The following is a 12,576-nucleotide window of genomic DNA, read 5'->3' as shown; positions in this document are numbered from 1 at the left end:
TTAAAAACGGGCGGACAGGCTTTGTAGGGGCATGGAACGTGAATTGATCGTATTTAATATTTACGATATTAACTATTGAAGGGATGGTCTTCGTTCATGAGAATGGTGGACTTGATCGAGAAAAAGCGCGACGGGCATGAATTGAGCGAAGAGGAAATCGCCTTCATCATCCAAGGCTATACGAACGGGGATATACCCGATTATCAGATCAGCGCCTGGGCGATGGCGATCTTCTTCCGCGACATGTCCAGACGCGAGAGGGCGGATCTGACGATGGCGATGGTCCGTTCCGGCGATTCCATCGACCTGTCGGATATCGAGGGCATCAAGGTCGACAAGCATTCGACGGGAGGCGTCGGCGATACGACGACGCTCGTACTTGCTCCTCTCGTTGCCGCTGCCGGCGTGCCGGTGGCGAAGATGTCCGGACGCGGCCTCGGCCATACGGGCGGCACGATCGACAAGCTCGAGGCGGTGGAAGGCTTCCATGTGGAGCTGACCAAGGAGGACTTCACCCGTCTCGTCAACGAGCATGGCATCGCCATCATCGGCCAGAGCGGCAATCTGACGCCGGCCGACAAGAAGCTGTACGCTCTCAGGGACGTCACGGCTACGGTCGATTCCATCCCGCTGATCGCGAGCTCCATCATGAGCAAGAAGATCGCGGCCGGAGCCGATGCGATCGTCCTCGACGTGAAGACCGGCGCCGGCGCATTCATGAAGGATGAGCAGGATGCGAGGGAGCTGGCGGAGGCGATGGTCGCCATCGGCAACGAAGTCGGCCGCAAGACGATGGCCGTCATCTCCGACATGAGCCAGCCGCTCGGCCTTGCGATCGGCAACGCGCTTGAAGTGAAGGAAGCGATCGATACGCTGCGAGGCGAAGGACCGGCCGATCTGCTGGACCTGTGCCTCGCTCTCGGACGCCAGATGGTCTATCTCGGCGGCAAGGCGGCATCGCTCGAGGAAGCGGAGGACAAGCTGCGCGCTCTTATCGCGAGCGGCGCGGCGCTTGACAAGTTCAAGGAGTTCATCGCCAACCAAGGCGGAAATCCTGCCGTCGCCGACAATCCGGAGCTTCTGCCGCAGGCGCCGTACCGCATCGAGCTGCCGTCCAAGGAGGACGGATTTGTCGCCGAAATTACGGCTGACGCCGTCGGCACGGCCGCGATGATTCTCGGAGCCGGCCGCGCGACGAAGGAATCCGAAATCGATCTGTCGGTGGGCCTCGTGCTGAACAAAAAAGTCGGCGACGCCGTCAAAGCGGGAGACTCCCTCGTTACGATCCATGCTTCCAGCGAGGACGTCGCAGAGGTCAAGGAGCGCCTGTACAAAGCGATTCGCGTTGCGGGCAGCGCCAAGGCGCCTGTGCTGGTCCGGGGAATCGTAACCGAATAAGCGATTCAGGATTCATGCCGCCGGCTGCGCCGACAAGCCGCGGCCGTCATGTCCCTTTCGATCAGCCTGCATGGACGGCTGGCCGGAAGGGACTTTTCCGTGCTGCGCTGCAGCCGCCTTGGACGGCGGTCCGGCCAAGCAAAATATGGTACAATGTCGAAGGATTCAGGATGATGAAGCTTAGTTGGAGAGGGGAATGTCGGAATGGCTGTTCTGAAGGATAAGCTCGATCGAGCGTACATTCTTGATTTTTTGCAAAAGCTTCTGGAGACGCCCAGCCCGAGCGGCTTCTGCATGAATATTATGTCGCTGGTCCAGCGGGAGGCGGAGCGTCTCGGCTACAAGATGGAATTGACGCCTAAAGGGAACGGCATCTTGACCGTTCAGGGAACGGGAAGCAAGGCTCCGCTGCTGCTGTCCGCCCATGTCGATACGCTTGGCGCGATGGTCCGCTCCGTCAAGGGCAACGGCATGCTCCGCATGACGCCGATCGGCGGTTATGCGATGCATACGGTCGAAGGGGAGTATTGCCAGGTGCATACCCGCAGCGGCCGGGTGTACGAGGGCACCGTGCTGTCGACGGCGACGTCCGTGCATGTGTATCCGGATGCCCGCAGCCAGAAGCGCGAAGAGGCGACGATGGAGGTCAGGCTCGACGAGTCGGTGTTCAGCAAGGAGGACACGCTTGCGCTCGGAATCGCGCCGGGCGACTTCGTCTCGTGGGATCCGCGCGTGCGCATCTTCGACAACGGCTGGGTCAAGTCCCGCCATCTGGACGACAAGGCCAGCGTCGCAGCGCTGTTCGGCATTCTCGAAGCGCTTAAGCGGGAAGGGCTCCAGCCGTCAGGCAGCGTTACCTTCCTCATTTCGACCTACGAGGAAGTCGGCCACGGAAGCGCCCATATCCCGGCGGACATCGTCGAGATGATTGCGGTCGACATGGGCGCGCTCGGCGACGATTTGTCGGCAACGGAGCTCGACGTATCCATTTGCGCCAAGGATTCCTCCGGTCCTTACGACTACGGCATGACTTCCAGGCTGATCGAGCTCGCCCGGCGCGAGCAGCTTCCGCATGCGGTCGACATTTATCCGTTCTACGGCTCGGATGCCTCGGCCGCTCTGCGCGGCGGAGCGAACATCCGGGCGGCGCTGATCGGCCCCGGCGTCCATGCCTCCCACGGGATGGAGCGTACGCATGCGGATGCGATCCTCCATACAGGCGCGCTGCTGCTCGCCTACATGATGGAATAGGAAGCTGCCGTCCGGCAGCGCAGAAGGATCGATTGAAGAGGGGGAAGCCGTTTTGGCCCAGCTGTATTACAAATACGGGACGATGAACAGCGGCAAGTCCTTTGAGATCATCAAGGTTGCCCATAATTACGAGGAGCAGGGAAAAGCGGTCCTGATCTTCTCTCCGGCCATGGATACGCGCAGCGGAGAAGAGCAGGTCGGGTCCCGCGTCGGCTTCACGCGCAAGGCGCTCCCGGTCCGCGAAGAAACCGACATCTTCGAGGAGGTGCTGCGGCATCAGCCTGCGGGAGCGCCGAAGGCGATCTACTGCGTGCTCATCGACGAGGCGCAGTTTCTGAAGAAGGAGCATATCCTGCAGCTGACCCGGGTCGTGGACGAGCTGAATGTGCCGGTGATGGCATTCGGGCTCAAAAACGATTTCCGCAACCAGCTGTTCGAGGGAAGCTATTATCTGCTTGCGCAAGCAGACAAGATCGAGGAGATCAAGACGATCTGCTGGTATTGCGACCGCAAGGCGACGATGGTGATCCGCTTCCTGGACGGAGTTCCCGTGAACGAAGGGAATCAGATTCAAATCGGAGGCAACGACGACTACAAGCCCGTCTGCCGCAAATGTTATAACGCGGCTTTCTCGGCGAGCATGAAAAACGAACCGGATAAATGAATGAAGCCGGCCTCTTCAACGCCTGTCAAATGGCGTTGAAGAGGCCGGCTTTTGTTTCGAGCCCGCTTTGAGCTGCCGCTTGTCTTGTCAGCGGCTTTTCCTTTTCGCTTTCCTGCTCAGCCAATATATCCACCCGCCGACGCCGATTACGACCGCAGCGGCGAGGATGTAGAACAACACGGCATACATCCTGTCCTCGAATGGGGACATCATCATCACAATCGCCTCCCGTATATAGGTATTCTTTACCCAACTGCGGGCGATTTAAGACATGCCGCAGCAATTAGGGACGCAAGTCCGCTTACGACCTCGCCAAGGCCATTCATTATTTTGGTGAATGCGCTTCAAGCAGGAACCCGGCTCCTCATTTCGAATATAACGTACACATGCGGTGATTCGATTTTATCCCGAGGAAAAGAAGGTCAATGCAGGATGCGAGTTCATGAATTTGTGATTGCTGCCGATTTTACCCGCGAGGATCTTGCCCGGCTATCCTCGGAATCCGCCCGCTTCCGTTCGGACATCAAGCTAGAGTTCGCTCATGGGGACGGCATCAACATCGTGGACGTGAAAAGCCTGCTCGGCATGCTTTTGCTGCCGATCCGCTCCGGTACGCGCGTCATGCTGCGTGTCAAAGGGAAGGATGAGGAGGAGGCTTTCCTCCATATGCTGGAGCTGCTGGAGAAGGAATAAGCAGGAAGACGGGCGGAACCGTATAAAAGAAAGGCCAGCCCGGAATGGGGCTGGCCTGTTCGGCTTGGCAGCATGGCAGGCTCAGGAAACGGCGCCGCTCGTCGTGTCCAGAGCAGCATCTCCTTGCTTGGCGGCGGAAGGGCGTTCCTCCGACTTGAGATAGAGGATGAAGCCGGCAATCATGAATACGCCGCCGATCAGCTGGAACCCTGTGATCAGCTCGCCGAACAACAGGAGGCCGAGAAGGCTGGCGCCGATCGGCTCGGCCAGTACGGCCATGGAGATCGTCGTCGCCTTGATCGATTGCAGCAGCCAGTTGAAAATCATATGGCCGAAGACGGTCGGGATGATGGCGAGCAGCAGGAACAGTCCCCATTCCCGTGATTCATACCCCATCATCGGGATGCCTGCGAACACATTGTAGACAGCGAAGCAAAGCGCGGTGATGCCGAATACGATCAGGCTGTAGACGTAAGATGGGATTCGCGCCATGAGCTGCTTGGCCAGAATCATGTTCACGGCAACGGCGACCGTCCCGAGAAGGGACAGCGTATCTCCGAAAAAGGCGCTTTGCGACAGGCCGAAGTCGCCTGAGCTCACCAGGATGGCTCCGGCAATCGATACCGACATGCCAATGACCGCTGAGCGGCGCAGCCTGTCCTTGAAGACGAGGTAAGCGCCTATGGCTACAAATACGGGCTCAAGAGTGAGCAGAATCGTAGAGCTTGCGATCGAGGTGTAGGACAAGGAAGCCATCCAGAGCAGGAAATGCAGCGCCAGGAAGAAGCCTGCGACGGTCAGCTTCACCCAGTCCCGAAGAGTGATCGACGCGAAGGCATGGCGATGTTTCCAGCCGAAAGGCAGCATCAATAAAAAGGTGAAAAGCATCCGGTACAGCCCTTGAACGGATACGGGAGCACTGGAATAACGGACAAGTATGGGAGAGCAGGAAATGGCGGCCATACCGACGACAAGGGGCAATAGAATCGACAAAGTTGATTTCGGCTGCAAAGTATTCATCCGAATATTTTAATCGTTCCGAAGCTTTGCTGCAATTCCTTTTTCATTGACAATGAGAATTATTATCAATTATCATAAGGAGGATGGATAGCAGAATGGAGACGATCGAAAGGGGACAAGCCGCATGCTCGTCATTCAACGCCGGATCAAAGTGAAGGAAGGTTTCTCCGGACAAATCGTGGAGCGGTTCAGCAAGCCGGGACCGGTACAGGAAATGGACGGATTCATTGATATGAGCGTCCTTGTGAAGGCTGTTCGCCGGGGCGAGGAAGAAGTCATCGTCCAAATCCGATGGGAGTCGGAAGAGGCTTGGAAGGGCTGGGAAAAAAGCGATGTCCATATCCAAGGCCACCGCGAGAGCCGCGGCAAGACGCCGCCGGATTATGTGCTGGAAACGGAAGTCTCCCGATATGAGGTTGCGGCTGTGAAGGGTTCTATTGCCCGCTGATTGTCACATTTATAGCCCGAAAGAGTCATACGCATGTCCCGGCTCCAAGCTAAGCTAAAGGTGGAAGGAGCTGCTGCCCATGCATGTCGGCGAGGATACATCCTTGACGGACTCGCTTTATTTGATTTTCTTTGGACTTCTCATGATCGGGACGATTATACTGTTCGTGTACGGCTTCAAAAAGATGGACGATTCCGGCGATGACGAGGAGGAGGCAACGCCTGCTTCTGCGCCGCCTCATCGTCCCCAGGACAGCCAGGCTCAGGATTAGGCCGGCATCCGCAGCATCCATAGACTCCAATGAAAGTCCAAAAAAACCGCCGATCGGCGGTTTTTTTTTATGCTGTCCATGCGCGTCAGGAGGCGCGGGTCGGATCCGTAGGCTGCCATAGCTCGAGCCAGCGAGCCATTTCGCCGATGGACGGTATCGTGCCGCTCGGCTGGAGAGACGGAGAGGGGCTGGATTGGCGCAGAGCCAAGCCTTGGCGGACCCATAGGGCATGCATGCCGACCTGGCGCGCGGGAACGATGTCGTTGTCGATCCGGTCTCCTACCATTAAAGCTTTGCAGGCGGGACAGCCCGTAGTTTGGAGGGCATGCTCATACAGGCGCGGATCCGGCTTCACCAGGCCCGTCTCCGCGGAGGAGAATACCGCTTCAATATGCTCCATGAGCCCGTAAGACTCCAACCGATGGACGGTTCCGGCGCTCTGATTGGCGATGACTCCGATCCGATAGCTCCCGCTGAGCGACTGCAGGAGGCTCTTCGCCTCCGGGAACGGCTTGTCCAGCTCCTTGCGGTATTTCATTTCCTTCCAGATCGCTTGGCGAAGCGCGTCGTCGGGGAACAGCCGCAGCAGGATATCGGCCATCGGAAACGGAGAGAACCGTTCATGGGCTTGCATCCAGGCTTCCCGGATGTCCCGCTCGCATACCGCGATGCCCCGGCGCCCGGCTGCGCGGATGAGCTGCGAGATAATATCGGCTATCGGCGCGGATTCATCCACGAGTGTCTCGCCGACGTCGAAAAAGATCCATTCCACCGGATTGCTTTTCACTTGTTTTCTTCCTTCCCGTTGCATGCAGTCGATTACTATATCGTACCATGACGGAAAGCGGGCCTCAAGAAAGGAGGCAGCGTTTTCAATTTGCTGCGGCACTAAACTATTTCAACTCACCAGCCGATAAAGTCAGGATTAGGTTAACAAGGCAAGGAGATGGGGACATGATTGCCGTTGCGCCGGAAAGAGAAGCCCAGCTACAATTCATCGGGCTGAAGCAAGAAGACCTGGATCTGCTTCAAGGCAGCAGGGCCGTATTCGAGAACATCGTGGACAGGCTCGTAGACTCGCTGTATGGGCAGATTGCGGCGAAGCCCGAGCTGAGAGCGATCATTGAAGCCCACAGCACGCTGGAGAGGCTGAAGGCGACGCAAAGGACATACTTCCTGTCGATGACGGATGGGAAGATCGACGAAGCCTATTTCAACAACCGCCTCCTGGTAGGCAAGATCCATTCCCGCATCGGGCTGACGACCCGGTGGTATCTGGGCGCTTACATGATTTATTTGGATCTCGCCGCGGCCCACCTGGCAGCCGAGCTTCCGGGACAGTGGACGCCGGTGCTCCATTCCTTGACGAAGATGTTCAACCTCGATTCGCAGCTTGTGCTCGAAGCCTATGAAAAGGACGAGAAGGCCAAGCTGGAGAGAGTGCTGGACAGCCAGTCCCATATTCTGACGGGCGTCAGCGAAGCGATCCGCCAGCTGGCGGCGGGAATGGAGCAGGTAAGCCGCAGCACGGCAGCAGTCAACAGGCTGGCCCGAGCGACGGTGCTGTCGCAGGAGCAGACCGACGCCGAACTCGGCTTGCTCGGCGAACAGATCGGCTCCATCGAATCCATGGGCGCGCTCATGGGCGACATTTCCGACCGGACGCATCTCCTCGGTCTCAACGCCGCTATCGAAGCGGCGCGGGCCGGCGAGCAGGGTAGAGGCTTCGAAGTCGTCGCGGGGGAAGTGCGCAAGCTTGCCCGGCATTCCAAGGAATCGCTTGAGCTGATTCAGGAGAAGGTGGAATCGATCGGCGAGGTGCTTCACAAAGTGCAGGCGATGTCGAGGGACACGACTCAGGCTGCCGGAGAACAAGCCGCAAGCTCCGAGGAGCTGGCTCTGTTCATCCGGATCATCGAGAACGTTTCGGTGGAGCTGGAGCAATTGAAAAGCGAGGCGGAGCGATCCATAACGGACGGAGTCCAGACGGACGGTTAAAGACGACAGCAATTGGATAGGCAAAAGGAAGGCAGACCGGATAATCCGGTCTGCCTTTTTGATTGAATTCAGGACAGCGCAGCAGCCGGAGCGGATGCCGTACCGATCCGCTCCAGCATGGAGCGGGCGATCCAGACGCCTGCGGCGCCAGCCTGAGCCAGTCCGCGCGTAATGCCGGCGCCGTCGCCGCCGCAGTACAGGCCGCGGATTTCCGTCTCAAGCTTCGCGTCGAGCTTCGGCCTGGCGGAGTAGAATTTCGCCTCGACGCCGTAGAACAGCGTGTGTTCTGAAGCAATGCCGGGTGTTACTTTCTCCAGCGCTTCCACCATCTCGATCAGGCTGCGCATCGTGTTGTAAGGCAGCACGAGTCCGAGATCGCCGGGGACGGCCTCCTTCAAGGTCGGCTCCAGAAACCCTTCGGAGATGCGGCTTGCCGTCGAGCGGCGCCCGCGGATGATATCCCCGTATTTCTGGACGATGACGCCGCCGCTCGAGAGATCGTTGGCCCGCCTGCATATTTCCCTCGCATATTCGTTCGGCTTGTCGAACGGCTCCGTGAACGTATGGGAGACGAGCAGCGCAAAGTTGGTATTCCGGGATCCGAGGCTCGGATCCTTGTAGGAATGGCCGTTGGCGGCCATGACGCCGCTGTGGTTCTCGACGACGACATGTCCGGAAGGGTTGCTGCAGAACGTGCGCACCCGGGTGCCGACCGATGTGTTGAAGACGAATTTTCCTTCGTACAGATGCTCGTTGATTTCCCGCATGACGACATCGGACGTTTCGACCCTGACCCCGACATCGACCTGGTTGTTGTACATCTTGAGCCTGCGCCGCTTGAGCACCGACGTGAGCCAGGCGGAACCATCCCGGCCGGGAGCGATCATGACGAGATCCGCCTCATGCGTGGTCCCGTTTTTGAGCGCGATTCCCGTAATGCGATGTCCGCCATCCTGTTTCTCGGTGACGATGTCCTCGACTTCGGTCTTGAACGACATCTCGATGCGCGTTTTCAAATATTCATAAATGGACTTGAGGATGTCCAGATTCTGCTCGGTGCCCAGATGCCTCACTTCCGCCCGCAGCAGCTTGAGTCCGGCGGCATAGCCGCGCTGCTCGATGCTTCGGATCGTATCCGTCGTAGGATCGGTGATGGCCGCTGTCGCTCCGTGCTCGAGGTTGATGCTGTCCACATAGCGGATCAGCTCCAGAACTTTGGAAGGGGCGAGATAATCCGTCAGCCAGCCTCCGAATTCGGTCGTAATGTTGAATTTGCCGTCGCTGTAAGCGCCCGCCCCGCCGAAGCCGGCTGTAATGGAGCAGGCCGGCAGACAGCCGGCGAAGTCTTTTTTGCCTGCCGCCGGCGGGCAAAGCTGAATCTTTTCTTCCAGTATGGGACAGCTGCGGCGATAAATATCATGGCCTTTGTCCACAAGCAGAACGTTCAGTCCCGGATGCTGCAGCGTCAGCTCGTAGCTGGCAAAGATGCCTGCGGGTCCGGCTCCGACGATGATCACATCATATTTTCCCATCCTAATCATCCTCCCGGCTTCATCAAAAAATCCCGGCTGCAAACGGGTATGCGAAAGCATCCCGTTCGTAGCCAGGAATTTGAGGTTCCTTGTAGAGACCCCCGAACCTTATTATCGGGGATATACGAACGCGCCGGGTAAGGCGACAAGTGAAATGGTAACCGAGAAGCGCGTATGTGTCAACGATTTTGAATGAAATTATTCGTAATTGATTGAATTACTCACTATCAATATCATTATATATAGGTTTATTTGGTCTAAACACGAACAATGATGAAATCAACAAGGTCTTCAAGCGGGTTTCAAAATAAGCAGGGCCCGTTTGCCGGCGGCCATTCTGTCGATAAGCATCTCTATCTATCGATGGCATTATATGCTATAATGGCGACGTCCAAGTTCAAAATCGTTTTTGATACTAGCTAAAAGGATGACTAAAGGTTGGAGAACCGTGCCGCTCTGTCCCAATTGACCAGCCAAATGGGCAAATTGCTCCGAGACCGCTTCGGCAAAGGTCCGGAATCGATTTTCGTTTCAAGCAATGAAGTATGCGTGACCATGCATTTTCGCCAGTTCGTCAGCGTGGTCGAGAAGATCATGCTGCAGCAGAACAAGGACGAGGCTGTCAGGGAAATGCGCCAGCTCGTAATGGATCTCCTTCTGCCGGATTTCAAGGCTCTCGTTCTGGAGTCGCTGGATCTGGAGATTACGGATGTGTATTACGACTGGAACCTGGACAACCACTCCGGAATCATGGTCGGTTTGGTGGACAGCTCCAAATTCGAAGCGCATCAGGAGAAGTACAGGGGCAAGCCGTACATACACGAATCGGTGAGAAGGATATCGGAAGAAGCAGAGAAGCTTCCTGACAAGCTTTACTCGTTCTGGACGAATCCCCGGACGTTGATCGTGTACCGGTCCGGCATTCTGATCAAGCTGGAGAAGGAATTGCTCCGGGCCGGCTACGAGCCGGCGCTTCGCGTAGCGAAGCGCTCGCTGGAAAAATCCATGCTGCTTACGGAAGTCGACATGAACCGTGCGGTGGGCCGCAGCCCCGACGGTCTGTACCTCGACTGGAAGTTCGACAAGGATCAAAGCATTATCGTTTATACGTTTCCAAACGAATAACGGACTTTATGACCAGATATTACGATACGCTGTTCATGAGCCAAGAACCGGTGCCGGCAAGGCGCCTATTCTTGGCTTTTATTATTTTTCGGGGTGGGCGTTGATGCGATGACGGAATTAACACATGATCATTTGGCGGAAGAAGAAAATGTCCGCTTGCCGATGGACGCGCTGTTGACGGGAATCTCGAAGCTGATCGATGCCGACGCCTACTTCGTTTCCGAACGGCAAGGGAACGAGGAGCATGTCGCGCATCTGCATCATAAGGGGGAACCGATTCTGCACTGCGGTCTGGAGGTCGATGAACCGGAAGCTGGAGCCGAAGGAGATACCTGGCTCGGGTTTCATTACTGCGGGCTGCAGGTGAGAACCGGCGGCAAGGCATCGACGGGGACGCTGGGACTGCTGCGGAGGGAAGCGGCGTTCACCGAGATGGAGAAAGCCGTCCTGCAGATGGCGGCGGCCAGATGGCTCCTTCAGAAGGAATCCGGACTCGAGGAAGAGAGCCTGGAAGACAAGCGCCGCCTCGAAGCGATGAGTTCCGCCAATGCCAGGTTGGAAAAGGATAAGGATCAGCTCTACGAACTTGGACTTGAGATGATCACTCCTATGACCGGCATTTCCGGCATGGCGGAGCTTCTGGCGGAGACGGAATTGACCGACGAGCAGAGAAGCTACGTCGATACGATTATTGGAAGCAGCGGCTATCTCATTCAACTGATCCAGCATATGATGGCCAACTCGCGCATGGCCGCCGGTTCCGTCGATCGCCGGATAACGCCGTTCTCGCTTCATTTGCTGCTGGCAGAGCTTGCCGCCGGTCTTCACGACGGGCTCAGCCAGCAGCTGCAGCTCAGCTGCTGGCTGGATCCCGAGCTTCCGATCCGGGTGGTCGGGGACGAGGAGCTGCTTCGGGAGACGCTCATCATCCTTCTCTCGGCAGCCGCCTTCGGCGCAGAGCCGGGAACGGTCGGCGCCCGTGTTCATGTGAATTCCCGAAGCATCGGCAACGATATGCTCGATCTGCTCTTCACGATCTGGCATCCCCATGAAGTCGAGAGCCGCATTCAGCCCATATCCGGCGTCAGGGACCGGATCGAGGGAATGGGCGGCGAGCTGTGGTTCGAGCATGACGGGGAAGGCTACCGCATCCGCTTCACCATCCAGGTAAGGGAAGGTGAAGCGGAAGGCGAGGAAATTCTCTAGAACATGCTCCAGTCGAATTCACGGGACAACGAACGCAGCAGATGAACCCCGGCCAAGCTGTTGCCATGCGGGTTGAGCGCCGGACCGATGACCCCGATTCCCGCCAAGCCCGGCACGAGCGCCAGAATGCCGCCGGATACGCCGGACTTGGCAGGCAAGCCGACATCGATGGCGAATTGTCCGGAGCCGTTGTACATGCCGCAGGTGACCATGAACGTTTTGGCAATCTGCACGTAGCGTCTTGGAATCAAGGCTTGTCCCGTGACGGGATCGATGCCGTCGTTCGCCAGAATGACGGCCATCCTCGCGAGATCGCTGCATGTGACCGAGATGGAGCAATGGCGGAAATAGACTTCCAGAACTTCCTCGACTCCGCCTCGGAGAACGCCGTTGTCGGTCAGGAAATACGCCATGGACCGGTTCAGGTTGCCGGTTGCGGATTCGGAATAATAGGTGGCGTCGTCAACCGCCAGATCAGGATTGCCTGCAAGTCCGGAGATGAAATCCAGGATGCGCCCCGCCTTCTCGGCGGGGCTGTTTCCGTTGATCAAGGAAGAAATGACGATGGCCCCGGCGTTGATAAGCGGATTGAAGGGAATTCCCGGCTGTACGAGCTCGAGCTTGAGCATCGAGTTGAAATTGTCTCCGGTCGGCTCCATGCCGACTTTGCTGAATACAGCCTCCTCGCCATTGTCCATGAGAGCGAGGATCAGCGTGAATACCTTGGATATGCTTTGCATGGTGAATCTGGTCCCGCAGTCGCCTGCCGAGACGGAACCGCCGTTCATGTCGGCGATATGGATGCCGAGAGTATCGGGATCCGCCTTGCTGAGCTCGGGAATATAGGAAGCGGTCTTGCCGTCTGCCGTTCGGGCGCGGCTGTTGTCCAGCCATTGCGGCAGGCCGGCTTGCAGGGCGTTCCAGGTTGCGATGTCCATAGGCTGAATCGATCTCCTTGGTGTGCCGGCAC

General features: G+C 57.5%; 14 protein-coding genes and 1 riboswitch. Of the genes, 9 read left to right on the top strand and 5 right to left on the bottom strand.

All coding sequences use genetic code 11. The annotated features are described in order from the left end of the window. Positions 1-96 precede the first annotated feature (96 nt). From VE23_RS04885 to VE23_RS04875, 3 genes are all read left to right on the top strand, one after another. The gene (locus VE23_RS04885; RefSeq protein WP_049867464.1) at positions 97-1,398 is read left to right on the top strand and encodes a pyrimidine-nucleoside phosphorylase; all 1,302 of its coding nucleotides are present in this window, start codon (positions 97-99) and stop codon (positions 1,396-1,398) included. A 204-nt stretch (positions 1,399-1,602) separates the two neighbouring features. Continuing rightward, positions 1,603-2,649 (top strand): M42 family metallopeptidase, encoded by a 1,047-nt coding sequence (locus VE23_RS04880; RefSeq protein ID WP_021880775.1) that lies wholly within the window; start codon positions 1,603-1,605, stop codon positions 2,647-2,649. 52 nt (positions 2,650-2,701) lie between these two features. Next, on the top strand, positions 2,702-3,313 hold the full coding sequence (locus VE23_RS04875; RefSeq protein ID WP_048744107.1) for a thymidine kinase: 612 nt from the start codon (positions 2,702-2,704) through the stop codon (positions 3,311-3,313). Positions 3,314-3,400: 87 nt separating this feature from the next. Here the strand turns inward: VE23_RS04875 and VE23_RS27620 are convergent, their stop codons facing one another. Beyond that, positions 3,401-3,529, bottom strand: coding sequence for a hypothetical protein (locus tag VE23_RS27620; protein ID WP_021881879.1), 129 nt, complete (start codon positions 3,527-3,529; stop codon positions 3,401-3,403). Positions 3,530-3,745: 216 nt separating this feature from the next. On the opposite strand from VE23_RS27620, the gene VE23_RS04870 reads away from it, so the two are divergent. Beyond that, positions 3,746-4,006, top strand: coding sequence for an HPr family phosphocarrier protein (locus VE23_RS04870; protein ID WP_021881878.1), 261 nt, complete (start codon positions 3,746-3,748; stop codon positions 4,004-4,006). 81 nt (positions 4,007-4,087) lie between these two features. Here VE23_RS04870 and VE23_RS04865 read toward each other — a convergent pair whose 3' ends face one another. Continuing rightward, positions 4,088-5,026, bottom strand: a complete 939-nt coding sequence (locus VE23_RS04865) for a DMT family transporter (protein WP_048744104.1) — start codon at positions 5,024-5,026, stop codon at positions 4,088-4,090. Positions 5,027-5,150: 124 nt separating this feature from the next. Between VE23_RS04865 and VE23_RS04860 the strand changes: the two genes are divergently transcribed. Beyond that, positions 5,151-5,474, top strand: a complete 324-nt coding sequence (locus tag VE23_RS04860) for an antibiotic biosynthesis monooxygenase (protein WP_021881876.1) — start codon at positions 5,151-5,153, stop codon at positions 5,472-5,474. 79 nt (positions 5,475-5,553) lie between these two features. Continuing rightward, positions 5,554-5,745, top strand: a complete 192-nt coding sequence (locus VE23_RS04855; RefSeq protein WP_021881875.1) for a hypothetical protein — start codon at positions 5,554-5,556, stop codon at positions 5,743-5,745. Between the two features lie 85 nt (positions 5,746-5,830). Here VE23_RS04855 and VE23_RS04850 read toward each other — a convergent pair whose 3' ends face one another. Then, entirely contained in the window at positions 5,831-6,532 is a 702-nt protein-coding gene (locus VE23_RS04850) for an HAD family hydrolase (protein WP_049867462.1), read from the bottom strand. A 167-nt stretch (positions 6,533-6,699) separates the two neighbouring features. Between VE23_RS04850 and VE23_RS27615 the strand changes: the two genes are divergently transcribed. Continuing rightward, positions 6,700-7,743, top strand: coding sequence for a globin-coupled sensor protein (locus VE23_RS27615; RefSeq protein ID WP_049867461.1), 1,044 nt, complete (start codon positions 6,700-6,702; stop codon positions 7,741-7,743). Positions 7,744-7,811: 68 nt separating this feature from the next. Here the strand turns inward: VE23_RS27615 and VE23_RS04840 are convergent, their stop codons facing one another. After that, positions 7,812-9,275, bottom strand: a complete 1,464-nt coding sequence (locus VE23_RS04840; RefSeq protein WP_049867460.1) for an NAD(P)/FAD-dependent oxidoreductase — start codon at positions 9,273-9,275, stop codon at positions 7,812-7,814. Positions 9,276-9,323: 48 nt separating this feature from the next. Beyond that, positions 9,324-9,423: riboswitch (purine riboswitch) on the bottom strand. A 290-nt stretch (positions 9,424-9,713) separates the two neighbouring features. On the opposite strand from VE23_RS04840, the gene VE23_RS04835 reads away from it, so the two are divergent. Together VE23_RS04835 and VE23_RS04830 are read left to right on the top strand one after the other, a co-directional pair. Then, a complete protein-coding gene (locus VE23_RS04835) occupies positions 9,714-10,400 on the top strand; it encodes a Na-translocating system protein MpsC family protein (protein ID WP_021880766.1) in 687 nt (228 codons plus the stop codon). A 108-nt stretch (positions 10,401-10,508) separates the two neighbouring features. Further along, on the top strand, positions 10,509-11,606 hold the full coding sequence (locus VE23_RS04830) for a sensor histidine kinase (protein WP_049867459.1): 1,098 nt from the start codon (positions 10,509-10,511) through the stop codon (positions 11,604-11,606). On the opposite strand, the gene glsA is transcribed toward VE23_RS04830, so the two are convergent. Continuing rightward, positions 11,603-12,544, bottom strand: coding sequence for a glutaminase A (gene glsA / locus VE23_RS04825; protein WP_021880768.1), 942 nt, complete (start codon positions 12,542-12,544; stop codon positions 11,603-11,605). The two genes, VE23_RS04830 and glsA, sit on opposite strands and share 4 nt — an antisense overlap. Between the last annotated feature and the right edge of the window lie 32 nt (positions 12,545-12,576).

The organism is Paenibacillus sp. D9, assembly GCF_001188365.1.
Lineage (GTDB): Bacteria > Bacillota > Bacilli > Paenibacillales > Paenibacillaceae > Paenibacillus_O > Paenibacillus_O humicus.
Note: the sequence above shows the minus strand (reverse complement) of the source record. Positions and strands in the feature narration are given on the sequence as shown.